Raw genomic sequence first — 22,336 nt, 5'->3', positions numbered from 1 at the left:
TACGGACTACGGACTACCGGCGGAACAAGCCCGGCTGGTTTGGTGAAGACTGCCTCGCATGGACTTCTTCTGCTACCACCGCGACCGCGCCGATTCCCTCGCCCTGCGCATGGAGCTCCTGGAGGACCACTGGTCCTACATGGACGGCTTCGCGCAGGAGATGATCGCGCGCGGTCCGACCGTGGAGGGGGACGACGGGAGCGATGGCGATGGCGGCGACGACGGGGCGCCGACCGGCAGCGTGCACATCCTGACGCTGCCGGACGCGGCGGCGGCACGCACCTTCGCCTTCGAGGAGCCCGGATATCAGGCCGGTGTCTACCGCGACGTGATGCTCCGGCGGTGGCGCAACGACATCGGTCGCACGATGTGGGACTTCCCCGGCGGCGCGCCCGAGAACGACGGATACCTGGTGCTCGCCCTAGGCCCGGCGGCGACGCGCCCGGTCGCCGACACGCCGAAGGTCCCCGACGCCGCAGGACTGATCGCCTTCGGCCCACTGCTATCCGACGACGGCGAGCAGTGGCTCGGAACCATCGCCCTCCTGCGGGCACCGAGCCCTGATGAAGCACGCGCCACAGCCGTCGGCGCCGAGGAGTATGCCGAAATCGAAGTCCATCAGTGGCGATTCGGCGGACGTTCCTGACTCTCGCCCCCCGGCACCACCAACCCAGACTCATACGCCGCCACCACAGCCTGAGTCCGATCCCGCAACCCCAGCTTGGTCAGCACCCTGCTGACATGGGTCTTCACAGTCTCATCAGTGACCACCAACTCCGCCGCGATCTCCGGATTCGACAACCCGCGCGCGATAAGCAGCAGCACCTCGGTCTCGCGAGGAGTGAGGGCGGAAAAACCCTGCCCGGGCAAAGCCGCCCCCGCGCGCGAGTGCCCACTGTGCTGAGCCGACGGCGCCGCGGCTCCGGATCCAGCTGCCGCGCCGAGCGCGGATCTGCCCGGTGCCGCTGACGCTGACCTGGCCGAGCCTGCCGCGCCGCTCGCCAAGCCAGCTCCTGCCGAGCCTGAGCCTGCCGCGCCGCCCGCCGATCCTGAACGCGCGCCGCCTGCCGAGCCTGAGCGCGAACCCGCCCCGCCGCGCGCCAAGCCTGCGCCTGCCATGCCGCCCGCCAACCCTGGACTCGAAGCTGGGGTGCTGCCTGTAGAGCCTGAGCCTGCCGCTTGGCCGCTTGCCGAGCCTGAATGCGAGCCCGCTGCGCTGCTTGCCGAGCCCATGCCCGCGCCCGCCGAGTTTGAGCCTGCGCTCGCTGCGCCGCCTGTGGAGCCTGGGCCTGCCGCTTTGCCGCTTGCCGAGCCTGTGCCCGCCACGCCGCCCGCCGACCCCGACCCCGAACCCGCGCCTGCCGCACCGCTTGCCGAGCCTGAGCGCGAGCCCGCTGCGCTGCTTGCCGAGCCCATGCCCACGCCCGCCGAGCTTGAGCCTGGGCCCGCTGCGTCACTTGCCGACCCTGAGCCTGAACTCGCGCCGATCCCGGGCCGCAGGCGCGCGAACTCGCTGATCAGGCGGCGTGTTACTGCTGGGGCCAGTAGTGCTTCGCCGGCGGCTACTACTCGTACTGCCTCGAAGAGGCGTTCGGCTGTGGCGTCTTTGAGGAGGAAGCCGCTGGCGCCGGCGGAGAGGGCGTCGTAGACGTAGCTGTCGAGGTCGAAGGTGGTGAGGATGAGGATTCTGGGTCCTTGGACGCCTCGGTGGGTGGCCTCTGCCACGACTCGCCGTGTTGCCTCGATGCCGTCTGTGCCGGGCATTCGCACGTCCATCAGGACCACGTCGGGTTCCGCCTCTCGGCATAGCCGTACGGTTTCCTCGCCGTCGGCTGCCGTGCCTACGACCTCGAAGTCTGCTTGCGTTGCCAGCAGTGCTGCGAAGCCGGTTCGTACCACCAGGTGGTCGTCGGCGATCACGATGCGGATCGGGGGTGTGGTCACGGTGTGTCTCCGTCGGGGATCTCGTTCGTCGACTCGAGCGATCCGGCCGGGAGTACCGCCTGGACCACGAATCCGCCTGTCGGCGCTGGTCCGGCCGTCAGCCGACCTCCCACTGCCGTGGCCCGCTCGCGCATTCCTGACACGCCGTGTCCGCCGGCTGGCAAATCAGTCGCCTGATTCACAGCGCCGTCACCGGTTCCCACACCAGCCCCGGGCCCTGGCCCGCTGTCGCGCACCCGCAACCACAAAGCCTCCGCCGTGAACCGCAGCTCGACATCCACCGGCGCGCCGCCCGCGTGCCGCCGCGCGTTGGTCAGTGCCTCCTGCGTGATGCGGTACGCCGCCAGCTCGACCCCCGGGTCCAGTGCGGCGGGTGCGCCCGACACGATCAGCCGCGTCGTCGCCCCCGACGTCCGCCGCGCGGCGTCCACCAGCGCCAGCAGCTGGTCCAGTCCCGGTTGCGGGTGGCGGCTTTCCTGCTCGTCTGGCGGGCCGGCGTCCTCGCGCAGCACGCCCAGCAGCCGGCGCATCTCCGTCAGTCCGGCGCGCGCCGTGTCGCCGATCGCCAGCAGCCGCTCGGCGCCAGCGGGCGGCATGCCGGGCGTTGCCAGCCGCGCGGTCTCAGCCTGCACCGCGATCATCGAAATATGGTGCGCCACCACGTCGTGCAGCTCCCGGGCGATCCGGGCCCGCTCGCCGCGCGCCGTGTGCTCGACCAGCGAACGCGCCACCGCCTCGCGCGCCGCCTGATGCACGCGCGCCTCGGACCGTGCGTGCGCGGCATTGCCCGCGAACGCCGCCGCCGGAGCCAGTGCCGTCAGCACGACCGCGACCACTCCCGCGTCAGAAGTCCGCGACACGCTCAACGCGATCACCGGAAACGGCACCACCAGCCCCGCCGCGAGAATCCCCGCCAGCCTGCGCATCCGTATCTGCCCCGACTCCTGCGCACGCCCCCGCGCCCGCGGCTCGGCCAACGAGCCCGCGCCCCACCCCAACCGGTACATCGCCACGACCACCGCCGCGGCCGACGCCACCGGCAGCATCCCGGTGATCGTCAACGCCAGCACGGCCGCTGCGACCACCGCCGTCGCCGCGCCGATCACGCCGAGGAACCCCAGCGGCGCCGTCGCGCACAAGGCCAGGAACACCGCCGTCAGCAGCACCCCCGACGTCCCGGGCCGGTGGTGCACCGCGCCGCGTGCCAACGCCTCGATCACCGCGGCGCCGGCGAGCGCCGCGGCAGCGGTCCCCACCCCTCGTCCACCACCGCGTTCCTGAAACACGCTGCCTATTCTGATCGACGCCGCGCCGTCCGCACCTCCCCCGCGTCAGGGACCCCCGCCACTCGCGTCGGGGACGCCGTCCCCCGCGCGGGGGACGCCCTAGACCGCTCCCACGCGGGACGATTCCCGCAGCCCGCCTTCCTAGCCTTCAGGACATGACAGCCATGACACCCAGGACCGCCGCTCCACCGCCCGCCATAGCGGTCCAGGACCTGCGCAAGCGCTTCGGAACCACCGCGGCCCTCGACGGGATGTCCTTCGACGTCGCCGCCGGCAAGGTCACCGGCTTCGTCGGTCCGAACGGCGCGGGCAAGAGCACGACCATGCGCGTCGTCCTCGGCCTCGACACGCCCGACGAGGGACAGGCGCTGATCGGCGGCGTCCCCTACGCCAAGCTGCGCCGACCGCTCGGCCACATCGGCGCCCTGCTCGACGCCGCCGCGCTCCAGCCCGGCCGCAGCGCGCGCAACCACCTGCTGTGGCTCGCGCACTCCCAAGGCCTGGGCACCAAGCGGGTCGACGAGGTCGTCGAGCAATCGGGCCTGGGCGAGGCGATCCGGCGCAAGGCCGGCGGCTACTCCCTCGGGATGCGCCAGCGCCTCGGCATCGCCGCGGCGATGCTCGGCGATCCGCCGGTGGTGATGCTCGACGAGCCCTTCAACGGCCTGGACCCCGAGGGCATCGTCTGGATCCGCGGCTACCTGAAGGCGCTCGCCGCCGAAGGGCGCGCCGTCCTGGTCTCCAGCCACCTGATGAGCGAGTTGGAAGGCTGCGCCGACCACCTGGTCGTCGCCGGACGCGGCAAGGTCATCGCCGACACCGGCGTCGCCGAGCTGATCGCGCGCTCCTCCGGAGGACGCGTGGTGCTGCGGACCTCGGCGCGCGCCGAAGCCACGACCGCGCTGGCGAACGCCGGCGGGACCGTCGCGGTCACCGGACCGGACCAGCTGACCGTGGACGGAGTCGCCGCCGAGAACGTGGTCAGGCTCCTGAACTCCGGCGGCGTGCCGTTCGCCGAGGTCTCGGCACACCGTGCCTCGTTGGAGGAGGCGTACATGGACCTCACCCGCGACTCGGTCGAGTTCCGCGCAGCGACCGCAGCGACCTCCACCGCCACCACCGCCGGGATCGACGGAACCGACGGAGGAGCAGCATGATCGCCGACCGCGACCGCTTCAGCCACCTCGTCCACGCCGAGTGGACCAAGCTGCGCACCGTCCGCGGCTGGATGGTCGGCCTCGCACTGGCCGCGATCCTCACCGTCGCCCTCGGCATACTCGGCCCGCTGGGCAGCACGATGTCCTGCGACCACGAAGGCAACGCCCCGACCCACACCTGCCACGTCAGCAGCCCGCCGAAGGACGCCACCGGCCAGGAGATCAACGACCAGTCCACCTTCGTACACCGCACGCTGACCGGCGACGGCAGCATCACCGCACGCCTGACCACGTTCGGCGGGAAGTACTCGCCCGACGGCGGCGGACCCCCGAACCCCGCCGACCCGACGGCCGGTATGGCCGACGGCCTGCAGCCGTGGTCGAAGGCCGGGATCCTGGTCAAGGACGGCACCGCCCAGGGCTCGGCGTACGCCGCGGTCCTGGCCACTGGAACCCACGGTGTCCGGATGCAGTACGACTACACCCACGACACCGCGGGCCTGGCGGGCCCGGTCACCACCGCCGCGCCGCGCTGGCTGCGCCTGACCCGCGCCGGCGACACGCTCACCGGCTACGACTCCGCCGACGGCACCACCTGGACGAAGATCGGCACCGCACATCTGCCCAACCTGCCGGCCGGCGTCGAGGTCGGCGTGTTCGCCGCCTCGCCGGACTACGCGGTCGTCAAGACCTCCTTCGGCGGCAGCTCCACCTTCAGCGGCCCGAGCCTGGCCACCGGCACCTTCGACCAGATCGCGGTGACCGGGCAGAGTGCCGGCGGCTGGACGCTCCCGCCGGTCCCCGGTGCGAACCGCGCCGACGGCGGCCAGGGCGGCGGCTCGGGCGGCCAGGGCGGTCCCGGCGGCAACGGGCAGGATCTGCTGAGCACGGCCAGCGCCGTGCCGAACGGCGCCGACGGCTTCACCGTCACCGGATCGGGCGACATCGCCCCCGCCGTCGCCGGCGGCGTGGGCGCGGGCAAGACCCCGGAAAGCTCCCTGGCCGGAACCTTCGGCGGCCTCATCGCGGTGGTCGTGGTCGCCGCCCTGACCATGACCTCGGAGTTCCGGCGCGGCCTGATCCGCACCTCGCTGGCGGCCAGCCCGCGGCGCGGCCGGCTGCTCGCGGCCAAGGCCGTGGTGCTCGGCGGCGCGGCGTTCACGGTCGGCCTGGTCTCCGCGGCGATCGCGGTCCCGACGGTCGCCGCCGTGGAACACAGCAAGCGTATGTACGTGTACTACGCCTCGACCCAGGCCGAGATCCGCATGGTGGTCGGCACGGCGGCGCTGCTGGCCGTCGCGGCGGTGTTCGCCCTGGGCATCGCCACCATCGTGCGGCGCGGAGCGGCAGCCGTCGCGGCGGTGATCGTGGTGATCATCCTGCCCTACCTGCTCGCCGTCGCCTCGGTCCTGCCGGCCTCCGCCGCCCAATGGATCGCCCGCGTCACCCCCGCCGCCGCCTTCTCCGTCCAGCAGACGATCACGGCATGGCCGCAGGTCGAGGCCGCCTACACGCCGACGAACGGCTACTACCCGCTCTCGCCGTGGCTCGGCCTGGCAGTGCTCTGCCTCTACGCGGCCGCTGCCTACGCCTTCGCGCACCGGCTGCTGCGACGGAGGGACGCGTGAGCGTGCCGGAGCGGCGCAGCGCGTTCGCCGACGCCCTGCACGCCGAATGGACCAAGCTGCGGACCGTCTCCGCCCCGGCGTGGCTGCTGGCCGCCGCCGTGGTGCTCACCGTCGGCCTCAGCGCGGTCTCGGCGTCCACGGTGACCTGCGACGGAGTGGGGTGCGACGAGGACCCCGCGACGGTCGGCCTGCTCGGCGTGCTGCTCGGGCAGGCGGTGGTCGCGGTGCTGGCCGTGCTCGTCGTGGGGGAGGAGTACGGCACCGGCATGATCCGCGTGACCTTCGCCGCGATGCCCCGCCGCGAGGTGGTGCTGGCGGCCAAGGCGGCGGTGGTCGCGGCTGTGACGGCGGTCGCCGGAGTGCTGGCGGTGGCGGCCTCGGCGCTCGTCGCGCTGGTGCTGCTGCCCGGCAACGGGTTCACGGCAGCCAACGGCTACCGCCATCTGGCCACCGCCGCGACCCTGCGCGCCTCCTTCGGCTCCGTCCTCTACCTGGTGCTGGTCGCGCTGCTCAGCGTCGGTGTCACGGCCCTGCTGCGGGACTCGGCCGCCGCGGTCGGGGCGGTACTGGGACTGCTGTACCTGTTCCCGGTGCTGATCCAGGTCATCACGAACCCGGTCTGGCACCGCCACGCCCTGCAGATCGCGCCGATGCAGGCCGGGCTGGACGTGCAGGGCACGATCGACCTGGCCAGCCAGCCGCTGTCACCCTGGCAGGGGATCGGGGTGCTGACGCTGTGGGCGCTCGGCGCACTCGGACTCGGCGGCCTGACGCTGCGGCTGCGGGACGCTTAAAACAGCTGAAGCAACGAGCGCAGTGATTGCGGGGCGGGTGTACTCACTCGCCCCGCAATGTCTTCCGAGCCGCCATCAGCGCCTCCCCGAGCAGGTTCAGCCCGCGCCAGCGCGCCGGATCCTGGGCCCGCTCGTCGTCCGAGGCCAGCCCGATGCCCCAGATCCGGTCCATCGGGCTGGCCTCGACCAGCACGCGCTCCCCGGTCGTGAGCAGGAAGGCGAGCAAGTCCGGGTTCTGCCGGAACTTCTCCACGTTGCCCGCCGTCACGATCGCCACCCGTTCGGCGACCCAGGTGTCCTCGTCGAACTTCCTGATCGTCCGCCCGAGGTCCTTCGCCTCTTTGGGGTGCCCGGCAGCCACGATCCGCGCCGCCGCCTGCTCGTCCCCGAACAGCTGCGCCTTGCCCCACATCATGGAGTGCTCTGCGGTGGCGAAGCGGAGGCCGTCCACTTCGAACGGCGCCGGGTACCACTGGCTCAGGCACTCCGCGCCGACCGTCCCGGGCCTGTTCGGCGTGTGTCCCCAGAAGAACAAATACTTCACCGTCATGGCCTGATCCTCCCGCATGCCGCCGCGACAAGTCACCGGGTTTGGAGTTGACTGAGGATCATGGCAACAGACTCCGAATACGCCCCCAGCCCCGCCGACTACGTGCGTGAGACCGTTGACTTGTACGAGTCCTCCGGCGGCACCGAGGGCAACACCATGAAGGGCCGGCCGATCATCATCCTGACCACGACCGGGGCCAAGACCGGCAAGACTCGCAAGACCCCGTTGATGCGGGTCGAGCACGACGGCACCTACGCCGTCGTCGCCTCCCTGGGCGGCGCGCCAAAGCACCCGGTCTGGTACTACAACATCGTGGCCAACCCGGAGGTCGAGCTCCAGGACGGCGCGACGAAGAAGGAGTACGTCGCGCACGAGGCGACCGGCGAGGAGAAGGCGCAGTGGTGGGCGCGCGCCACCGAGGCCTGGCCGGACTACGCCGCCTACCAGACCAAGACCGACCGGGAAATCCCGCTGTTCGTGCTCACGCCGCGCTGAGCGCCGCACCGACCGGCGCGCCGCGCTCCGCATCGGCGGCCGCGCAGGTCGCGGCCGCCGGCACCGGTAAGCTGGGGCGGGTGGACAAGGCGCACGGTGACCCGGTGGAGACGCACGCGATAACGGCGGACGCGGAGGCGGACGCGATAGCGCAGCTCGAAACGGCCGAGCACGCCGCCGAGCGCCATATCCCCGAGCACCACACCCCCGAGCGGCACGCCCGCCACGGCTTGATACGCACCTTCCACCCCCGCCGCGGCCGCGCCAGCACCACCCAAGCCGACGCGCTGACCAGGCTCTGGCCGCTCTACGGCTACACCATCCCCGATCCGCACCACGACTACCACACCCCCGCCGTCGCCCCTGACGCCGCCTTCGACCGCCGGGCGCTGTTCGGCCGCGACGCGCCGCTGGTGCTGGAGATCGGCTGCGGCATGGGCGAGGCGACCGCCGAGATGGCCGCCGCAGACCCCGGCCGGGACTACCTCGGCGCCGACGTGCACACCCCGGGGCTGGGCAACCTGATCGCGCTGGCCGAGGCGCGCGGCCTGGGCAACGTCCGGGTGGCCCGCGGCGACGTGCTGTTCCTGCTGCGCGACTCGATCGCGCCCGGTTCGCTGGCCGCCGTGCACGTCTTCTTCCCCGATCCCTGGCCCAAGGCCAAGCACCGCAAGCGCCGCATCATCCAGCCCGACACCGTCGCCTTGATCCGCGACCGGCTGGCCGTCGGCGGCGTCCTGCACTGCGCGACCGATTGGGCCGAGTACGCCGAGCAGATGCTCGAGGTCCTGCAAGCCGATCCGGGTCTGCGCAACCGCTTCGACGGCTACGCCCCGCGCGAAGCCGTCGGGCGTCCCCTCACCGGCTACGAGCGCCGCGGTCTGCGCGACGGGCGTCCCATCGCCGACTTCGTGTTCGAGAAGATCGGGCCGGCGATCGGGTCCTGACCGGCTCCTGAGGCGGCTCGCGCGACCGCGCGCCGCCAGCGCCCGGACCACCGGGAAGGGGATCAGGACTCGGATTCCCCTTCCCCTGCGTGTTCCCCTCGCTACATTGAGTGTGTGCAGCAGATCGCTTCCCGGAACCCGGTAGACGCCGAGATAGCCCAACTCGCGAGCCTCATGCTGGCCCGCACCGACGAGCTGACGGACCTGGTGCTGAACCGGGTCGCCGAGGAGTTCCCGCTCTACATCGGCATGATCGCGCCGGACTTGCTCCACGTCACGATCAAGGACCACATCCACTTCGCCTTCGAGCCCATCAGCCGCTACATGCCCCCCGACGCCCGCCCGGCGGCGGCCTCGGGCCGCGACCGCGCGATGGAGGGCATTCCGCTGACCGTCATCATGGACGGCTACCGCATCGCCTTCGGCGTGCTGTGGAAGGAGTTGGCGACCGCCGCGGACTCCGTCGGGCTGTCGACGAAGGCGGCGCTGCGCGCGGCCTCGGAGGTGATGGACACCCTCGACGCGTTCACCCGGGAGAGTTCCTTGGCGTACAAGGAGGAACTGCGCTACCAGGCGCGCCGGGAGGAGCAGCAGCGCGCGGCTCTGGTCCAGGCGCTGCTGGAAGGCCGGCTGGACGACACCAACGTCTGGGAGGCCGCCGAACTCCTGCGCCTGCCGACCGTCGGACCGTACGTGGTCATCGCCGCGCGCGTACCCAACGCCGGCGAATACGGTCTGCCGCACATCGAGCGCGAACTCGGCGGCATGGGCATCGACTCGGCGTGGCGCCTGATGCACGACGTCGAAGTCGGCGTCGCGCACCTGCCGCGCCCCGGCGACCAGTTCGACCTGATGGTCACCGCGCTGGCCGCCGAGGGGACCGGCCGGGTCGGCGTCAGCCCGCCGTACGACCACCTGCTGTCCACCTCCCAGGCCACGCGCCTGGCCCGCATCGCCATGCGCGGGGCGCAGGAGCGGCGCACCGTGGTGGTCTTCGGCCGCGATCCGCTCTCCGCCGCCGCCGCGAGCGCGCCGGACATCATGCCCCAGGTCGCCGACTCGGTGCTCCGAGGTCTGGACGGGCTCGCCGACGAGGACCGGACGCTGCTGCTGGACACGTTCGGGGCGTGGCTGGACTCCGACGGCTCGGCGGCCGAGGCGGCCAAGCGGCTGTTCGTGCACCCCAACACCGTGCGGTACCGCCTGCGGCGGTTGGAGGAGCGGACCGGGCGCCTGCTGGCGAATCCGCGGGCGGTGGCCGAGTTGAGTCTGGCCTATGAGATCGACTGCGCTTTGATTGCGGAGGTCGGCACGGGAGGCTAGAACTCCTTTATGCACCGAGCCTTTCCCGCATCAGTCGCCGCCGCCGAGCGCTTCGCCGCCGAAGCCGGTTTCACCCAGTCCTGCATCCCGGAGGTCGGCCGCCTGCTCAGCGCGGCCGCCGCGGCCAAACCAGCCGGCGTCATCGCCGAGAGCGGTACCGGCGCCGGCGTCGGTACCGCCTGGCTGTACAGCGGACTGGGCCCGCAGGCGCGACTGGTCACGGTCGAGCGCGATCGAAGCCTTGCCGACCGCGCCGCCGCGACCTTCGCCGACGATCCGCGCGTCCAGGTTCTGACCGGCGACTGGCGGCTGTTGGAGGCGCACGCGCCCTTCGACGTGTTCTTCTGCGACGGCGGCGGCAAACGCGAGGATCCCGAGCGCGTCGTGGACCTGCTCGCGCCCGGCGGCGTGCTCATCATGGACGACTTCACACCGGCCGCGGACTGGCCGCCGAGTTTCGAGGGTCAGATCGACGAGCTGCGCGCGTTCTACCTCGGCCATCCGCGCCTGGCGGCGGCCGAGGTGCTGACTACCCCGGCGAGCGCGGCAGTCATCGCGACCCGGCTCGCCTGAGGCGTCTTCGATACCGCTTTTTCGGCGCTCATGACTTGTGTGAGGGTGGGGCGGCGTGGGCTGGTGCGGTTGGTTTGTGGGTTTTTAGAAGCTTTTTTACGGCTTCGCGCGGGTGTCGATGGCCTCGCAGGGGCGCAGCTCGGTGGTGGGTGTCCGGGTCGCGTCGGCGGCCGGCGGTCGTGTCCCGCCAGAAAAGCCCACAGACAAGCCGCACCCAACCGCCCCGCATCACTACACACCACCGCACATCACTACAGGGATGCCGCTTTCTCCTTCAGTCGCAAGGGTGAGGCTGCGGGCGGCCGGTGAGGGCACTACCGGACCGCCCGCTCCCGTCACCCCTCCAGGTGCGCCAGCAGTTCGCGATTGAACTCTGCGGCGCGGGTGACGATCAATCCGTGCGGTGCTCCCTGCATCCGCACCAGGCGGCTGTCGGCGACCGCCTCGGCGATGCGGGCGCCGGTGGCCTCCACGGGCAGCACGACGTCGGCCTCGCCGTGCACGACCAGCGTGGGCACGGTGATGGCGCGCAGGTCGTTGCGGTAGTCGGTGGTCACGGCTTGGACCAGGGTCTGGATCGCGCCGCGGTGCGAGGCGGCGGCGGCGAGCATGACCACGCGGGTGTGCAGCGGCTGCGGCATCACCGGGCGCGCCGCTGAGGACCGCGCGACCTCGAAGAACTTGGTGGCGAAGCGGTGCAGGAAGCTGACCCGGTCGTCGGTGAGGCAGCGCTGGTACTCGCGCAGCTTCGTGTCCTCCAGGAAGCCTTCGGGGTGCGCGTCGGTGCGGCGCAGGTATGGTCCGGCGGCCGAGACCAGTGCCAGGCGGGACACGCGCTGGTTGCCGAAGCGGCTCAGGTACCGCACCGCCGTGCAGGCGCCGGAGGAGAAGCCGACCAGGGTCGCCTCGCGCAGGTCCAGGTGCTCCAGGAGCATGTGCAGGTCGGCGGCCAGGGTGTCGGGATCGTAGCCGCCTCGCGGCTTGGCCGACACCCCGAACCCGCGGCAGTCGTAGGCCACCACGCGGTGGCCGGCGGCCAGCAGGTCCGGGATCTGGAACTCCCACTGGCCGACCGACAGCGGCCAGCCGTGGATCAGCACGACCGGCCGGCCGGAGCCCCGGTCCTCGTAGTGGATGTCGACGGGAAGGTGGTTCTCCTTGTCGACCGTCACCCGCGCCATGATTCCGCACCCTTTTTCCGGTGGTCGCCGAGGCGGGGAACTTCCCGCCCACACTGAAAATGGTCGCGGAAAGTGGCCTCCGGGTCACTGTTCTGATGCACATGGCTGACGGCTTGCGGTTGTGGTGGGGGATAACCGGTGCCGTGCGCGCCTGTCGAAGCGTTTCCCGGAGCCTGCCGGGAGCCTCCCGGATGTGTCCTGGGGTGCGCATGTCAGTGGCGGGCCGTAGCCTGCCGACTATGGGTTCTGCCGAAGCGCACGTGGAAGCCGGTGGTCGCAGCGTCCGGATCTCCTCACCGGACAAGCTTCTGTTCCCGGACGCCGACGTCACCAAACTCGGCCTCGCCACGTACTACGCCGCCGTCGCCGACGGTCTGTTCCGCGGCCTGGCGAACCGCCCCGTCGCCCTGAACCGCTTCCCGGACGGCCTCGGCGGCAAGTCCTTCTTCACCAAGTCCGCGCCGAAGGGCCTGCCGGACTGGGCTTCGACCGCGCACGTGACCTTCCCCAGCGGCCGCACCGGCGACGAGGTCTGCGTCACCGAGCCGGCCACGGTCCTGTGGACGGTCCAGATGGGCACGCTGGAGCTGCACGCCTGGCCGGTCCGCGAAGCCGACACCGACCACCCCGACGAGCTGCGCATCGACCTGGACCCGCAGCCCGGCACCGGGTTCGCCGAGGCCGTCGAGGTCGCGCGCGAGGCGCTGGCGCTGTTCGAGGAGCTGGGCATCCGGCCGTTCGTGAAGACCTCCGGCGGCCGCGGCCTGCACCTGCTGGTCCGCATCGAGCCGCGCTGGACGTTCGTCGAGGCGCGGCGCGCCGTGATCGCCCTGGCCCGCGAGCTGGAGCGGCGGCGCCCGGAGATGGTGACGACGTCCTGGTGGAAGGAGGAGCGCGGCGAACGCATCTTCATCGACTTCAACCAGATGGCCCGCGACCGCATGACCGTGGCGCCCTACTCCACCCGCGCCCGCCCCGACGCGCCGGTGTCGATGCCGGTCCGCTGGGCCGACCTGGCGGACGTGGCGCCCGGGGACTTCACCGTGAAGACCGTCCCGGACCTGTTCGCCAAGAACGGCGACGCCAACGCCGAGATCGACGACACCGCGCACAGCCTGGACGCGCTGCTGGAGATGGCCGAGCGCGACGAGAAGGACCACGGTCTGGGCGACATGCCCTACCCGCCGGACTTCCCCAAGATGCCCGGCGAACCCAAGCGGGTCCAGCCTTCCAAGGCTCGTCACGACCAAGAGGGCGGCAGCTGACGTGGCCGAGGTGAACCTGCCGGTGCTGCCCCCGGTCGAGCCGATGCTGGCCAAGTCCGCCGCGAAGGTCCCGACCGGCGACTACCTGTACGAGCCCAAGTGGGACGGCTTCCGCTGCATCGTCTTCCGCGACGGCGACCGGGTCGTGCTCGGCAGCCGCGGCGGCAAGGAGCTGGGGCGCTACTTCCCGGAGCTCGTCGAGTCTTTGAAGGAAGCGCTGCCGGCGCGCTGCGTCGTGGACGGCGAGATCGTGGTGGTCGTGGACAGCCGCCTGGACTTCGACCGGCTCAGCGACCGCATCCACCCCGCCGCCTCCCGGGTGAAGCTGCTCGCCGAGCGCACCCCGGCCTCCTTCATCGGCTTCGACCTGCTCGCGTTGGGCGACCGCGACCTGACCGCCGAGCCCTTCGCCGACCGCCGCGCCGCGTTGCTCAGCGCCGTCGCCAAGCACGAGTACGTGCACGTCACCCGCGCCACCGACGACCCGGAGCTGGCCGCGACCTGGTTCCAGCACTTCGAGGGCGCCGGCCTGGACGGCGTCGTCGCGAAGCCCTCGCAGGGTGCGTACACCCCCGGCGAGCGCAGCATGGTGAAGATCAAGCACGAGCGCACCGCCGACGTGGTCGTCGCCGGCTACCGCCTGCACAAAACCGGCCCGATCGTCGGCTCCCTGATGCTCGGTCTCTACGGCGAGGACGGCATCCTGAACTACGTCGGCGGCTCCAGCGCCTTCACCATGGCGCGCCGCAAGGAGCTGATCGACGAACTGGCGCCGTACCTGCTGCCCGAAGGCGAGTCGCACCCCTGGGTCGACGCCCCCGACGAAGGCGACGGCGACAGTGGCAGCGGCAGCGGCAGTGACAGCGAGCACCGCCGCCCCGGAACCCTGAACCGCTGGAACGCCGGCAAGGACGTCTCGTTCATCGCCCTGCGCCCCGAGCTGGTCTGCGAAGTGCGCTACGACCAGCTGCAGGGCGACCGGTTCCGGCACAACGGACGCTTCGTGCGATGGCGGCCGGACCGCGATGCCGCGTCGTGCTCCTACGAGCAGCTGGACGTGCCGGCCGCCTATGACCTGGCAGATGTCTTCGGCGACGCCGGGCAGGACTGAGCGAGGCTTTCGGGGTTGAGCCCGTTGATCACCGTGCCGATGAGGCCGCTGGAAGCGATCGGGCACAGCATGGAGTTCATGTCCGCTGTCGCGGCGTCGTCGGCGTGAGCGCCGGCTGCGTTGCCGCCCAGCGCGGCAGCGGTGGCGAGCGTCCCCAGTAAGAGGCGGGATGTGATCTTCATGCTCTCTCAACGAGCAATCGGGCGCTCGCGTTACGTGATGTTTTGCCGCTTCTTCAACCGCGACGTCGTGAATACCCCGGCGCCACCAGCCGCCAGCAGAGCGCACGCCACGATCAGCCAATCGGTGACGGCCGCGCCCTTGTCGGCGGTAGGGGAAGCTGCGGCGTCGGTGCCGCTCGTCGCGTGCTCCGCGGCGGCGGGGACGGAATCAGTCGGTACGGCAGAGCCGGTCGCAGCGGAATCCGACGTCGTCAGCGGCGCGATCGCCTCCACGCTGGAAGCGGACGGCACGCTCTCACGCCGCGTGGGCACCGTCGCAGCGGCACTCGAAGACACGACAGCCGCGCCGCCGGACGATGATGCGCTGCTCGCCGCAGGCTGCTGAGCCGTTGAGCTGATGCTCGAAGTCGGCGTCTGCGCCACCGAGCTCGACGTCGCGCTGGAGGTCGGGGCAGCCGCCGCGATCTCGAACGTCGCCACGACGTCGCTCTGTCCGCGATCGAGCGTGCAGTCGACGTCGAAGGGCGCTTCGGGGGAACCGCCGACGGTGTATCCCCGCAGATGCATCGCGATCGCGCCGGCGTCGAAGTGCGCCGAGCCCGCCTGACTCAGGCTGACCGGGGGAGTCTTCCCGCTGGCCGAGACCGTCATCGATCCCAACGCTGGAACGCTCACCTTGGGCACGGTCAACGTGGCCTTGTCCGCGACGACACCTTGCGGCGCGTTGATGGCGCTGTCGATGTCGGCGGTACCGCTGAGGCTGGCCGCCCCGCGGAGCCTCAGGGTCAGCACGACCTGTGGCGGAATCGTCGCCCGCACTGAGAGTACCGAACTCGCCATCGGCTGCCCCACCTGGACGGTCGGCGGGATGGTCCACGCGACCTCGGCGACCACCGACTGCACCCCGATGACCGGGAAGCCGCAGTGATATCGCAATGTGGCGGATGAATCCGAGGCCTGCGACGCAACCGGTCTGGCAAGACCCGCCGCTCCCACGGCCGCCACGGCGACCACCGTCACTTCTGTGATCTTCCGTGCTGTGATCTTCCGCCTCACGCCCGCCCCCCTCCGAGCCTCACCATATATCAGAGCCCTACATCACGGCTCCTAACGCAGGAACCGCTCCGCCGTCCCAGCCAGCGCCGGAGAGGAGGAGATCGCGTAGTGCGTCGTGTCCGGCAGCACCGCCAGCTGATGCGCCCCCGGACGCGCCGCGCCGTCCCACCCCGCGTCGCGCTGCCCGCCGCCGAGCAGCGCCCAGAAGTCGCAGATGTGCTGCATCGAGTACATGTCGGCGTCGGCGAAGATCAGCTGCGTCGGTACCTGGAGTCCGCGGATCTCCTCGGAATAGTCGAACGGCTGCTGCAACCACTCACCCATCTTGCCGACAAGCTGCGGGAAGTCCTCCGGGCGCGGGGCGGTGCGCTCGTAGAGCTCCCACGCCGGTGTCTGCTTCATGAACGCCGCCGACTCCGGCGACATCTGCCGCTGCTGGGCACGCACGTCTTCGAAGAAGCCGTCCTGGCGGAACGGGAACGACACCACGATCAGCTTGCGCACCGCGTCCGGGTGCTGGATCGCGCAGCGCAGCGCCGCGCCGCCGCCGAAGGAGTAGCCCATGACGTCCGCCTTGCCCAGTTCGAGGTGCTTGATCAGCGCCGCGACGTCGTCGCCGATCGTCTCCACGCGGATCGGGCGGTCGACGTCCGCGGTGTGCGAATGGCCCTGCAGGTCCGCGGTGATGACCCGGCGGTGCGCCGACAGCTCCGGGACGAGCGCGGCGAAATCGTCGGACCCCGACAGCCCGCCGTGCAGCAGCACTAGCGCCGGGTTGTCCTCGGTGACCGGGGCGTCCCCGTGCTCCCGGTAGTACATCGACAGGCCGTTGACGTCGGCGTAGCTCATGATCGCGTCCTCTTCTCGAAAGTCCCTGGCTGCTGCCTTCGCTCCGTTGGACGACGCGCGGCGGCGAGACTCATCGGCGGCGCACACCTGTTTTCGACGCTACCTTGATCGCCATGGAACTGCGCCAGCTCGAGTACTTCGTCGCCGTCGCCGAGGAGCTGCACTTCGGCCGCGCCGCCGAGCGCCTGCACATCGGCCAGCCGGCGGTCAGCCAGCAGCTGCGGCGCCTGGAGCGCGAGCTGGACGCCGAACTCTTCGACCGCTCGCCGCGCCACGTGCGCCTCACCCCGGCCGGCGAAGCGCTGCTGCCGCAGGCGCGCGACGTGCTCGCGGCCGTGGCGCGGGCCCGGTCCGCCGTGGCCGAGGCCGCCGGCGCGCGCCCGGCGCCGCTGCGCATCGGGACCAGCTCCGGGCTGGGGGAGCGGCTGGAGATGGTCCTGGACGAGCTGCTGCGCCTGGCGCCGGACCTGCCGGTCGAGCTGGTGATGGCCGGGCCCACGCCCGATCGGCTGGACCGGGTCGCCGACGGCAGCCTGGACGCGGCGTTCGTGCGCGGCGCCGTGCCCGACGAGGGACGCGGCTTGCGTGTGGTGCAGTTGTGGCGCGACGAGGTGGTGGCTGCCGTACCCGCGCGGCATGCGATCGCGCAGGCGCCCTACGCCACCTTCGCCGCCCTCGCCCCGCTCGGCCTGCGCCTGACCGAGCGCCGCAACAACCCGGCGCTGGTCGACCTGATCGTCGGCGCCTTCCACGCCGCGGGCTGCGAACCCGCGTCGTCGAACCCTTACACCCGGCTCGCCGACACCCTCGCCGCGATCGGCGCCGACGGCGGCAGCTACACCGTGATGTACGCCGCGCGCGCCGAGCAGATCCGCAACCGGCGCGTCGCTTTCCTGCCGTTCGAGCCGCCGGGACTGGGACTGATGACGCATCTGGTGGTCAGCCGCTCGCGCCCCACGCCGCATTTCAGCCTGCTGATGCAGGCCTGCGAGCTCGCGATGTCCGGCGACATCGCCTCCTCCGACGATGTTTCCTCCGACAATGCCTCCTCCCGCGATGCCTCCTCCGGCGATCAGGAATCGTGATCGCTGTCAGTCCCGGTCGCGTCTGGTTCGCGACGCCGGATCGCGATGAACTTGATCTCGCAAGGGGGAGGGCACCGGAACCGCCGGAAGCGCCCCCGATCGTGAAGGAGAGCACCATGCCGAGCGTCACCATCCAGCAGATGCCCAAGACCGCCGAGCAGAAGCGCGAGCTGGTCTCCCGCATCACCGACGCCATGGTCGACGTGTACAAGGCGCCGGCGGAGACCGTCCACGTCTGGTTCCAGGAAGTCACCGCCGAGGACTACGCGGCCGGGGGCGTGGTCCTGGCCGACAAGCTCGCCAAGAAGTAGCCCGGCTGCTAGAACGGTCCCTATGCGGATCTTCATCAGCGCGGACATGGAGGGGATCACCGGGCTCGTCGACGCCGACGACGTGCAGCCCGGCGGCCGCGACTACGAGCGCGGGCGGCTGGCGATGACCGGGGACGTCAACGCCGCCGTCCGCGGCGCGCTGCGGGCCGGCGCCACCGAGATCGTGGTGAACGACGCCCACGGACCCATGCGCAACCTGATGACCGACACCCTGCACCCCGCCGCCCGCCTGATCCGCGGCAAGCCCAAGACCATGGGCATGATCGAGGGCCTCACCGGCGCCCACGACGCCCTCATCTGCGTCGGCTACCACGCCCGCGCCGGCGCCCACGGCGTCCTGAGCCACAGCTTCATGGGCCACGAGATCGAGGACATGTGGCTCGACGACCGCGCCACCGGCGAGATCGGCCTGGTCCACGCCGCCGCCGCCGCGCTCGGCGTCCGCCTCGCCGCCCTCACCGGCGACGACGCCGCCTGCGCCGAGGCCACCGCCTGGGACGCGAGCATCGCCACCGCGCCGGTGAAGTACGTACGCAGCCGCTTCGCCGCCGAACTACGCCCCGAGAACGAGGCGCGGGCGGCGATCGAGGACACGATACTGGCGGTGCTCAACGAAATGCCTGCCGACGACGGCGAACACACGTCTTCCGATGCCGTTTCCGATGCTGAGTCCACGCTCGCCGTCCGCTGGCAGTCCTCGGCAGTAGCTGAGACTCTGCTCGGCATCCCCGGCGTGACCGCGGTCGACCCGCGCACAGTCCAAGCCGTCGGCACGCCCCCGGACCTGTTCCGCCAGTTCGGCGTATGGATGCGCGTCGCCTCGGCGCTGACGAACCAGGCTCCCTACTGCTGAACCCGGCGCCATCACCTTGCTGTCGGCATCGCCGCACGCCAGCTCGATCACCTGCTGGCGCGCGGCGAGTCCCGAAGTCCCGAAGTCCCGAAGTCCCGAACGCCGGGCAGTCGGTGCCTCCTACTCCGCCACCAACCACACCGCCACATCCACCGGCAGCAGCGCCCCGTCCACCGGCTCCGAGGCGACCAGCACCCGGTACCCCGCCGGCAACTCCACCTCGGCCTCCGACAGGTTCACGTAACACACCACCTCGCCGCGCCGGAACGCCAGCACGTCCGCCGGTGCCTTGAGCCACTCCGGCGCCGCGCCGTCGCCGAGGCCGCGGTCGAGCCACTCGCGGCGGGTGCGCAGCAGGGTGCGGTAGTGCGACAGGGTCGAGTGCGGGTCCTGCTCCTCGGCTGCGGCGGTGCGGTCCTTCCACTCCTGCGGTTGCGGTAGCCAGGGCTCCGCCGTCGCGCCCTCCGGCGAGAAGCCGAACGGCGCCGTGTCGCCCGACCACGGCAGCGGCACGCGGCAGCCGTCGCGCACCGGGCCGTCGTGGTCCGCGTAGCGGCGGTTCGGGTCCTGCCAGACCGAGGGCGGTAGGTCCTCGACCTCCGGCAGGCCCAGCTCCTCGCCCTGGTACACATACGTGCCGCCGGGCAGCGCGTTGATCAGCTGCATCGCCGCGCGCGCCCGGCGCTCGCCGAGCGCATGGTCCACCGGCGTGCCGTACAGGCGGCGTGCGTCGGCCAGCGAGGTCTTGGCGCGGCCGTAGCGCGTCGCGTGGCGGATCACGTCGTGGTTGGACAGCACCCAGGTCGCCGGCGCGCCGACCGCCGCCAGCACGCCCAGCGTCGCGTCGATCTCCGCACGCAGCGCCGCGGCGTCCCACGGGCAGCCCAGCAGGCCGAAGTTGAACGCCGTGTGCAGCCGCGCCGGCGTCAGATACCGCGCCACCCGCGCCGCGTCCGCGACCCACGCCTCGGCGACGAAAACCCGCTCGCCCTCGTAGGAATCCGCGACCCGGCGCCACTCCTCATAGATCGCCAGCGTCGTGTCCCGGTCGAAGTACGGATGGTCCGCCGCCACCCCGTCCAGCATCCCCCCGGCGGCGCGCGCAGCCAGATCCGGGAACGCAGGGTCCTTCGTCAGTCCGTGCGCGACGTCGATCCGGAACCCGTCGACACCCAGGTCCAGCCAGAACCGCAATATGTCCTCGAACTCGCGCCGCACCTCGGCGTTCGTCCAGTTCAGGTCCGGCTGCTCCGGCGCGAACAAGTGCAGATACCAGTCCCCGGGCTTCCCGTCGGCGTCCACCGTCCGGGTCCACGCCGGACCGCCGAAGATCGACGGCCAGTCCGTCGGCGGCTCCGCCCCGTCCACGCCCCGCCCCGGGCGGAAGTGGTACCGCGCCCGTGCCTCGGAACCCTGTGACCCAGAACCCTGTGACTCAGAACCCTGCGAAGCGGCCAGCGCGTCCTGGAACCAAGGATGCTGATCCGAAGTGTGGTTCGGAACGATGTCCAGGATCAGCCGCAGCCCGTGCGCGTGCGCGTCGGCGATCAGCCCTCTGGCATCCTCCAACGTCCCGAACAACGGATCCAGCCGCCGGTAGTCGCTGACGTCGTACCCCGCATCCACTTGCGGTGAGGCATACCAAGGGTTCAGCCACAACGCGTCCACCCCGAGCGCCGCCAGGTACGGCAGCCGCGACCGCAGTCCCGCGACGTCCCCGACCCCGTCGCCGTTTCCGTCGGCGAAGCTGCGTATGTAGACCTGGTAGATGACAGCGTCACGCCACCAATTGCTCATGATTCGACTCCGAGGCTAGGTGAATCCGGGGCTGGGTAAATCCGAGGCTGGGTAAAAGAGGTCAGGTAAGAAGAGGACGAGAATCGTCAGCCGCGCTCGACACGCCACACATGGAACGCGGGCCCGTCGGACGGCAGCTGAACGCCGGGGCTCAGATCAGGTCCGCCGAGCAAATGGGAGGCGGCGAACGGAGCGGTCAAGGGCGCGTGTGCCGCCCGGCTCACCTGCACCACCAGCGTCTCCTCGGGCAGCGCGCGCTCGAAGAGCACCACGTCCTCGGCGGTGTGCAGCCACCGCAGCCCGCCGGAGCGCAGAGCCGCATGCTCGCGCCGTACCGCGATCAGCGACCGGTACACCTCATACGTACCCTGATCCCAGCTGCCCTCATCCCACGGGAAAGCGCGCCGCCCGTCCTCGTTGTGCAGCGCCCCGGCCACCCCGACCTCGTCCCCGGCGAAGACCATCGGCAGCCCCGGCAGCGTCATCAGCAACGCCACCCCCAGCGCCTGCCGCCCCGCCCCGCCGACCAGCGATCGGAACCGCGGCATGTCATGGGAGTCCAGCAGCGTCATGTTGTGCGTGACCGCGCGCCACGGGATCAGCGCCGAGAACTGGCGCATCACTGCGGCCATCTCCGCACCGCCGTGCACCGGCGGCCGCCCCGGCACGCCCCACAACTCCGGGTTGTCCGCCGCGCCGAGCCAGCCCAGCACCGGACGCGTGAACCCGGCGTAGGCCATGGTCCCGTGCCACCCGTCGCCCCGCAGCGTCTCCGAGGCGTCGAACTGGTGCTCGGCCAGCAGCAGCGACTCCGGCGCCGAGCGCTGCAGCGTCTCGCGCACCGCCCGCGCCATACGAGCGTTGAGATCGATGGCGCCGTACCGCGCCGCCGACTGCGCCACGTCCACGCGCCAGCCGTCGAGCCCGAACTCCGTGGGATACCGGGCGATCACCGAATCCGGGCCCTCATACAGCCGCCGCCGCATCTCCTCGGACCGGTGGTCCAGCTTGGGCAACGACGGCACGCCGAAGAACGACGCGTACTGGCTGCGATCCGCACCGAAGTAGTAGAACCCCGCCTCCGGACTCGCCGGATCGGCCTGCGCGCGCCGAAACCAGGGGTGCAGATCCCCGGTGTGGTTCAACGTGATGTCGCCGATGACCCGGATCCCGCGCAGGTGCGCCTGTGCGGTGAGCTCCTTGAGCGCCTCATCGCCGCCGAGCAGCGGATCGACGACGTCGAACGACGAGGCGTCGTACCGGTGGTTGGACCGCGAAGGAAAGAACGGAGTCAGATACAGCGCGTCGATCCCAAGCCCGCGCAGGTAATCGAGCTTCTCCGCGACGCCCCACAACGTTCCGCCGTAGACCTGCTTCGTCCCGGCGGGAGTCCCGTACGCCACCGGATCGTCCCATGCGGCAGGAACCGCCCAATCCGGCAGAGTGCCGACCGGATGCGCCGACGACCGCGCGAACCTGTCGGGAAAGATCTCGTACAGCACCGCGCCCTCGGCCCAAGCCGGCGGCGGGTCGTACGTCGGGAGCCGGAAGTCGGCCGCGTCGGTGACATCGACCGCGCTCAATCCCGCGCCGTTCAGCCACAGCCGCCGTCCCGGCGTCTGGACCAGAAACCGGTAACCGAGCTCCCCATTGACCACCGGCACGCTCGCGCGCCACCAGACCTCGTCGCCGTCCTCGCGGTCCACCTGCGCCTCGGTGTAAGCCGGCTCGCCGTCGGGGGTGGTGCGCACGTGCACTCCGCGCGCCGCCAAGGACTTCGAGGTCCGTACGAACACATCGACCTTCTCCCCGACACGGGGAGCCGGATCGCCGACGTACAAGGGCGAACCGTCATGATGAGCCAAAGGACCGAGAGCTGGGGAGTTCACCCGGCAGACGCTAGGCAAACGTGTCGTGATCCGTAAGAG

Annotated in this window: 21 protein-coding genes and 2 pseudogenes; 13 read left to right on the top strand and 10 right to left on the bottom strand. The window is 71.3% G+C overall.

Going from position 1 to position 22,336, the window contains the following annotated elements; translation table 11 throughout:
* Positions 1 to 58 precede the first annotated feature (58 nt).
* A complete protein-coding gene (locus CACI_RS29120) occupies positions 59 to 646 on the top strand; it encodes a YciI family protein (RefSeq protein ID WP_015794466.1) in 588 nt (195 codons plus the stop codon).
* On the opposite strand, the pseudogene CACI_RS54690 reads toward CACI_RS29120, so the two are convergent.
* The 3 genes and pseudogenes from CACI_RS54690 to CACI_RS29110 all read right to left on the bottom strand — a co-directional run.
* A pseudogene (locus CACI_RS54690) lies at positions 619 to 852 on the bottom strand (response regulator transcription factor); the annotation flags it as partial. The gene CACI_RS29120 and the pseudogene CACI_RS54690 overlap by 28 nt on opposite strands.
* 639 nt (positions 853 to 1,491) lie before the next feature.
* Positions 1,492 to 1,944: pseudogene (locus tag CACI_RS48275) on the bottom strand (response regulator); the annotation flags it as partial.
* Complete coding sequence (locus tag CACI_RS29110; RefSeq protein WP_015794464.1) at positions 1,941 to 3,200, bottom strand: sensor histidine kinase; 1,260 nt, start codon at positions 3,198 to 3,200, stop codon at positions 1,941 to 1,943. The pseudogene CACI_RS48275 and the gene CACI_RS29110, both read right to left, overlap by 4 nt.
* Before the next feature lie 194 nt (positions 3,201 to 3,394).
* On the opposite strand from CACI_RS29110, the gene CACI_RS29105 reads away from it, so the two are divergent.
* Genes CACI_RS29105 through CACI_RS29095 form a run of 3 tightly spaced genes read left to right on the top strand, consistent with a single transcriptional unit; the run spans position 3,395 to position 6,809 of the window.
* Positions 3,395 to 4,387: an ABC transporter ATP-binding protein gene (locus CACI_RS29105; RefSeq protein WP_015794463.1), complete on the top strand. Its 993-nt coding sequence runs from the start codon at positions 3,395 to 3,397 to the stop codon at positions 4,385 to 4,387.
* Positions 4,384 to 6,015 (top strand): ABC transporter permease subunit, encoded by a 1,632-nt coding sequence (locus CACI_RS29100; protein WP_015794462.1) that lies wholly within the window; start codon positions 4,384 to 4,386, stop codon positions 6,013 to 6,015. The genes CACI_RS29105 and CACI_RS29100 overlap by 4 nt, the downstream gene beginning before the upstream one ends.
* The gene (locus CACI_RS29095) at positions 6,012 to 6,809 is read left to right on the top strand and encodes an ABC transporter permease (protein WP_015794461.1); all 798 of its coding nucleotides are present in this window, start codon (positions 6,012 to 6,014) and stop codon (positions 6,807 to 6,809) included. Before CACI_RS29100 ends, CACI_RS29095 begins: the two co-directional genes overlap by 4 nt.
* A 43-nt stretch (positions 6,810 to 6,852) precedes the next feature.
* Here CACI_RS29095 and CACI_RS29090 read toward each other — a convergent pair whose 3' ends face one another.
* Positions 6,853 to 7,359: an NADAR family protein gene (locus CACI_RS29090; RefSeq protein ID WP_015794460.1), complete on the bottom strand. Its 507-nt coding sequence runs from the start codon at positions 7,357 to 7,359 to the stop codon at positions 6,853 to 6,855.
* 60 nt (positions 7,360 to 7,419) lie between these two features.
* Between CACI_RS29090 and CACI_RS29085 the strand changes: the two genes are divergently transcribed.
* From CACI_RS29085 to CACI_RS29070, 4 genes are all read left to right on the top strand, one after another.
* Positions 7,420 to 7,854 (top strand): nitroreductase family deazaflavin-dependent oxidoreductase, encoded by a 435-nt coding sequence (locus CACI_RS29085; protein ID WP_015794459.1) that lies wholly within the window; start codon positions 7,420 to 7,422, stop codon positions 7,852 to 7,854.
* Positions 7,855 to 8,042: 188 nt separating this feature from the next.
* Positions 8,043 to 8,801 carry a tRNA (guanosine(46)-N7)-methyltransferase TrmB gene (gene trmB, locus CACI_RS29080; RefSeq protein WP_041542630.1) on the top strand — a complete coding sequence of 253 codons (759 nt, stop codon included), beginning with the start codon at positions 8,043 to 8,045 and terminating at the stop codon, positions 8,799 to 8,801.
* Positions 8,802 to 8,915: 114 nt separating this feature from the next.
* A complete protein-coding gene (locus CACI_RS29075; RefSeq protein ID WP_015794457.1) occupies positions 8,916 to 10,124 on the top strand; it encodes a helix-turn-helix domain-containing protein in 1,209 nt (402 codons plus the stop codon).
* Positions 10,125 to 10,133: 9 nt separating this feature from the next.
* Positions 10,134 to 10,697 carry an O-methyltransferase gene (locus CACI_RS29070; protein ID WP_015794456.1) on the top strand — a complete coding sequence of 188 codons (564 nt, stop codon included), beginning with the start codon at positions 10,134 to 10,136 and terminating at the stop codon, positions 10,695 to 10,697.
* Between the two features lie 335 nt (positions 10,698 to 11,032).
* On the opposite strand, the gene CACI_RS29065 is transcribed toward CACI_RS29070, so the two are convergent.
* Positions 11,033 to 11,878 carry an alpha/beta fold hydrolase gene (locus CACI_RS29065; protein ID WP_015794455.1) on the bottom strand — a complete coding sequence of 282 codons (846 nt, stop codon included), beginning with the start codon at positions 11,876 to 11,878 and terminating at the stop codon, positions 11,033 to 11,035.
* A 239-nt stretch (positions 11,879 to 12,117) separates the two neighbouring features.
* On the opposite strand from CACI_RS29065, the gene ligD reads away from it, so the two are divergent.
* Positions 12,118 to 13,143 (top strand): non-homologous end-joining DNA ligase, encoded by a 1,026-nt coding sequence (gene ligD, locus CACI_RS29060; RefSeq protein ID WP_041540527.1) that lies wholly within the window; start codon positions 12,118 to 12,120, stop codon positions 13,141 to 13,143.
* A gap of 10 nt (positions 13,144 to 13,153) precedes the next feature.
* Positions 13,154 to 14,254: an ATP-dependent DNA ligase gene (locus CACI_RS29055; protein WP_041542628.1), complete on the top strand. Its 1,101-nt coding sequence runs from the start codon at positions 13,154 to 13,156 to the stop codon at positions 14,252 to 14,254.
* Here CACI_RS29055 and CACI_RS50345 read toward each other — a convergent pair.
* The 3 genes from CACI_RS50345 to CACI_RS29045 form a co-directional block, all read right to left on the bottom strand.
* Positions 14,212 to 14,436, bottom strand: coding sequence for a hypothetical protein (locus CACI_RS50345; RefSeq protein ID WP_015794452.1), 225 nt, complete (start codon positions 14,434 to 14,436; stop codon positions 14,212 to 14,214). The genes CACI_RS29055 and CACI_RS50345 overlap by 43 nt on opposite strands.
* Positions 14,437 to 14,466: 30 nt before the next feature.
* Entirely contained in the window at positions 14,467 to 15,456 is a 990-nt protein-coding gene (locus tag CACI_RS29050) for a DUF6801 domain-containing protein (protein ID WP_143765430.1), read from the bottom strand.
* A gap of 87 nt (positions 15,457 to 15,543) precedes the next feature.
* Positions 15,544 to 16,341, bottom strand: coding sequence for an alpha/beta fold hydrolase (locus tag CACI_RS29045; protein WP_015794450.1), 798 nt, complete (start codon positions 16,339 to 16,341; stop codon positions 15,544 to 15,546).
* Positions 16,342 to 16,454: 113 nt separating this feature from the next.
* Between CACI_RS29045 and CACI_RS29040 the strand changes: the two genes are divergently transcribed.
* From CACI_RS29040 to CACI_RS29030, 3 genes are all read left to right on the top strand, one after another.
* On the top strand, positions 16,455 to 17,426 hold the full coding sequence (locus CACI_RS29040; protein ID WP_015794449.1) for a LysR family transcriptional regulator: 972 nt from the start codon (positions 16,455 to 16,457) through the stop codon (positions 17,424 to 17,426).
* Positions 17,427 to 17,542: 116 nt separating this feature from the next.
* Positions 17,543 to 17,737 (top strand): tautomerase family protein, encoded by a 195-nt coding sequence (locus tag CACI_RS29035; RefSeq protein WP_015794448.1) that lies wholly within the window; start codon positions 17,543 to 17,545, stop codon positions 17,735 to 17,737.
* 22 nt (positions 17,738 to 17,759) lie between these two features.
* A complete protein-coding gene (locus CACI_RS29030) occupies positions 17,760 to 18,611 on the top strand; it encodes a M55 family metallopeptidase (protein WP_015794447.1) in 852 nt (283 codons plus the stop codon).
* 120 nt (positions 18,612 to 18,731) lie between these two features.
* On the opposite strand, the gene CACI_RS29025 is transcribed toward CACI_RS29030, so the two are convergent.
* Together CACI_RS29025 and CACI_RS29020 are read right to left on the bottom strand one after the other, a co-directional pair.
* Positions 18,732 to 20,408 carry a glycoside hydrolase family 13 protein gene (locus CACI_RS29025; RefSeq protein WP_015794446.1) on the bottom strand — a complete coding sequence of 559 codons (1,677 nt, stop codon included), beginning with the start codon at positions 20,406 to 20,408 and terminating at the stop codon, positions 18,732 to 18,734.
* A gap of 86 nt (positions 20,409 to 20,494) precedes the next feature.
* On the bottom strand, positions 20,495 to 22,297 hold the full coding sequence (locus CACI_RS29020) for a glycoside hydrolase family 13 protein (protein ID WP_223297275.1): 1,803 nt from the start codon (positions 22,295 to 22,297) through the stop codon (positions 20,495 to 20,497).
* Between the last annotated feature and the right edge of the window lie 39 nt (positions 22,298 to 22,336).

Origin of the sequence: Catenulispora acidiphila DSM 44928 (assembly GCF_000024025.1) — a bacterium.
Taxonomy (GTDB): domain Bacteria; phylum Actinomycetota; class Actinomycetes; order Streptomycetales; family Catenulisporaceae; genus Catenulispora; species Catenulispora acidiphila.
The sequence above is the reverse complement of the archived record's forward strand: the minus strand, read 5'-3'. Positions and strand labels throughout refer to the sequence as shown.

Excerpts from the sequence above, each read along its gene's own strand:
- CACI_RS29065 (WP_015794455.1), bottom strand. The coding sequence starts at position 11,878 with ATGGCGCGGGTGACGGTCGACAAGGAGAACCACCTTCCCGTCGACATC.
- CACI_RS50345 (WP_015794452.1), bottom strand. The coding sequence starts at position 14,436 with ATGAAGATCACATCCCGCCTCTTACTGGGGACGCTCGCCACCGCTGCC.
- CACI_RS29090 (WP_015794460.1), bottom strand. The coding sequence starts at position 7,359 with ATGACGGTGAAGTATTTGTTCTTCTGGGGACACACGCCGAACAGGCCC.
- CACI_RS29045 (WP_015794450.1), bottom strand. The coding sequence starts at position 16,341 with ATGAGCTACGCCGACGTCAACGGCCTGTCGATGTACTACCGGGAGCAC.
- CACI_RS29025 (WP_015794446.1), bottom strand. The coding sequence starts at position 20,408 with ATGAGCAATTGGTGGCGTGACGCTGTCATCTACCAGGTCTACATACGC.
- CACI_RS29120 (WP_015794466.1), top strand. The coding sequence starts at position 59 with ATGGACTTCTTCTGCTACCACCGCGACCGCGCCGATTCCCTCGCCCTG.
- CACI_RS29105 (WP_015794463.1), top strand. The coding sequence starts at position 3,395 with ATGACACCCAGGACCGCCGCTCCACCGCCCGCCATAGCGGTCCAGGAC.
- CACI_RS29070 (WP_015794456.1), top strand. The coding sequence starts at position 10,134 with ATGCACCGAGCCTTTCCCGCATCAGTCGCCGCCGCCGAGCGCTTCGCC.
- CACI_RS29100 (WP_015794462.1), top strand. The coding sequence starts at position 4,384 with ATGATCGCCGACCGCGACCGCTTCAGCCACCTCGTCCACGCCGAGTGG.
- ligD (WP_041540527.1), top strand. The coding sequence starts at position 12,118 with ATGGGTTCTGCCGAAGCGCACGTGGAAGCCGGTGGTCGCAGCGTCCGG.
- CACI_RS29030 (WP_015794447.1), top strand. The coding sequence starts at position 17,760 with ATGCGGATCTTCATCAGCGCGGACATGGAGGGGATCACCGGGCTCGTC.
- CACI_RS29035 (WP_015794448.1), top strand. The coding sequence starts at position 17,543 with ATGCCGAGCGTCACCATCCAGCAGATGCCCAAGACCGCCGAGCAGAAG.
- CACI_RS29085 (WP_015794459.1), top strand. The coding sequence starts at position 7,420 with ATGGCAACAGACTCCGAATACGCCCCCAGCCCCGCCGACTACGTGCGT.
- CACI_RS29040 (WP_015794449.1), top strand. The coding sequence starts at position 16,455 with ATGGAACTGCGCCAGCTCGAGTACTTCGTCGCCGTCGCCGAGGAGCTG.